3 protein-coding genes are annotated in these 2,484 nt (G+C 58.1%); 2 read left to right on the top strand and 1 reads right to left on the bottom strand.

Going from position 1 to position 2,484, the window contains the following annotated elements:
• Positions 1 to 199, bottom strand: a 199-nt coding sequence (locus IFO71_RS22155) for a hypothetical protein (RefSeq protein ID WP_225444872.1), incomplete at its 3' end; no start/stop codon positions are given.
• A gap of 988 nt (positions 200 to 1,187) precedes the next feature.
• Between IFO71_RS22155 and IFO71_RS21425 the strand changes: the two genes are divergently transcribed.
• Complete coding sequence (locus IFO71_RS21425) at positions 1,188 to 1,385, top strand: hypothetical protein (RefSeq protein ID WP_192031730.1); 198 nt, start codon at positions 1,188 to 1,190, stop codon at positions 1,383 to 1,385.
• Positions 1,386 to 1,743: 358 nt separating this feature from the next.
• Positions 1,744 to 2,148: a glutaredoxin family protein gene (locus tag IFO71_RS21420; RefSeq protein WP_192031729.1), complete on the top strand. Its 405-nt coding sequence runs from the start codon at positions 1,744 to 1,746 to the stop codon at positions 2,146 to 2,148.
• Positions 2,149 to 2,484 lie beyond the last annotated feature (336 nt).

The raw sequence follows: 2,484 nt of genomic DNA, 5'->3' as shown, positions 1-2,484 counted from the left end.
AACCCGCAGCGTTTTCCTGGGAAATTCCGCTTACCGAATTACCGTCGCAACGACGGTTGACGACGACGATCGAAAAATGGCCGAAAGCGGGGTGTTTGTTCGGTTGGAGTGTGGGAATCAACATGGGGCCGGGAGCGGAGAACGCTGGGTTGGTGATGAGTTGCGGAGCCTCGTGGCTACCAACCAGATGAACGTGCATGCCGTGCTGATATTGGTCGCCGGCATGCGCAAAGTGGCGTTGCGACGCTCGATCAGGCCGAGGTGCAGGGTGTCTAGCGGGCTGGCGAGGCGTTTGGCGATATCGGGCGGATCGAGTTTGACGCCGCCACGACCGGCGCTGGATGCAAAGCATCGACCATAACGCACGATGATCATCTGAGCATTCCACGCAAACCGGTCACTGATTCCACGGCATGCCGGTCGGGGGGGGCGAAAGAGGGTGACGCGCCACTCGGCTCCCGCAAACTCAGGCTCTCTCTTCCGCCGCTCGAAACTTGGGTCAGCCTCAGCGTGTTGTCCGCCGATGTGCAGGTCTGCGTTTGTCCCTGACCGTGTGGTTGCCTTCGTCACTTGTGAAGCTCAGTTCGTTTGCCTGGACGTTCACATTGGCACCCATCAACGCTGTCAGGAGCAGGGCGCGCGTTGCGCGCCAGGAGAAGCCAGGGTGTGGGGTCACGCGTAGATCCTCGAGTGGGCAGGGCGCGAGTCTCGCAAAGTTCTTCCACAACGAAGTGCAACGGGATGCTCGGATCTTGGTGTTTGTGATGAATCGGAGCGTTGGTGGGGCGAGCGTGCTGGAATGCACGAAGATCATAGTGAATAGGCTGCCTTACCCGCGCCGCGAGTCGTTCGCAGAACCGATCCGTGCGTTCGACACCCAATCCTTGCCCCCCACAGGTCCGCACAGCTATTTGTTCCATCGCGCAGCTGGCCAACCTGTTTGTGAACCTATGCGCATGGGGCTGTGCCGAAGGGCACCGCCCAATAGCAAATGTGCGGACAGAGCTTGGCCGAGTAACCGATTCAGCGAGCTCCGCTCGCCATGCGTCGTGCCACGTAGCTGCAAGCACCTTCAGCCAATGATCAAGGCGCGTGATGGACAGCGGCGCGCTGAGGTGGGTCAAGCAATTTCTTGGCCTTCGATTAGCTGTCCAATGGGATCAACCTATCAATCGGAGTAAGTACACATGAAGAATAAACTGCTGGTTTCTGGGCTCGCCGCCATCTCGCTTGGGCTTGGCTTTGGCATCAACACTGCGCAAGCCAACTCGTACTGCCAGAGTATCTGCTACGACGACTACAACCAGTGCGTAAGCAGCGGAGGCACTGCGCTCGAATGCCGTAGTGAACTGCGCCTTTGTCTCAAGCGATGCATCTTTTCGTAGTGCGAGAAGATCTATGGATAGCGGTTTCCTAGACCGCGCTTCCGCTCTGGCGAGTTGATATCAGCTCGCCGGAGTAGAACCAGTGCATTCTGGGCTTGCCTGACTACGCCGAACTCGGTGCGTCTCAAGAGTCCAGGATGGACTTGTTCAGTCCTTCCTTATCAGGCCGCTGAACGTCTTGTTTCAGCGGCATGATATCGCGCGCCGTGAACGGCGCGCGCGGAAAGCAAGCACGCACGTGGTTGCGCTGAATGCCTCCAGAGCCTGCCCCTGACCTGATCCGGGGATGGAGGACTCAGCAGCCTGTAAGGAGTTTCTCTTGATGCGAATGAAGGTCTTCAAAGTCGTTGCAGCTATGATGCTAGTCGCTGCTTGCTTTCTGCTCGGTCAGGCAGGGGCTCCTCATCTGCAACGGGCGTATGCGCAATGGTTTCCCGAGCCGAAGTTCTACTTGGCCGACAATTCCAGCTACTTCGTCGAAGGGCGGCCGAGAATCGTCGTGTTTGGAACCGAGGACTGCCCGTGGTGCAAGAAGCTTAGAGTGCATTTGTTGGAGAAAGGCATTGAGTTCGACGATCGCAGAGTCGACTCCTCGGAGCAGGCTCTGGTCGAATTCAATCGGCTGGAAGGCCAGGCAGTACCGTTGACTCTGGTCGGGTCGCGGCGTATCCAGGGCTATGAGCCCGAAGTCATCGCTGCCGCTGTTGATGCGTTGAAGCAAGAGCTGGTGCCGTCGCGTAGGCTTGCGTCGCAGGGCGAATAGTGTGCTTCGAGCACAAGGCCAAGCCACGCCTTGCGTTGTCGCTTGCTAGGCGCCACTCCCACCGAGGAAATCCGCGTACCCTCGCCGCCGATGCGATTACATCGATGTGGGTGATCGCCGCTCTGCGGTGGTGGATTCGGGATCGGCTCAATACTGTGCGTAGCGACGTCATAGTTAGAGCCAGTGCCCTTTTTTGATGGCGCATGGGCGCTCAGTTTGTCTTGCCCCCAGATCCTTGGACCCGATGAAATGATAGACAACCATCGAGGAGCAAGACATGGGACGCAAGAGCGAAATGCCTGCAGAGAAGCGCGTAGACCTGGTATTGGCGCTATT

This window comes from Pseudomarimonas arenosa (assembly GCF_014841215.1).
Lineage (GTDB): Bacteria > Pseudomonadota > Gammaproteobacteria > Xanthomonadales > Xanthomonadaceae > Pseudomarimonas > Pseudomarimonas arenosa.
The sequence above is the reverse complement of the archived record's forward strand: the minus strand, read 5'-3'. Positions and strand labels throughout refer to the sequence as shown.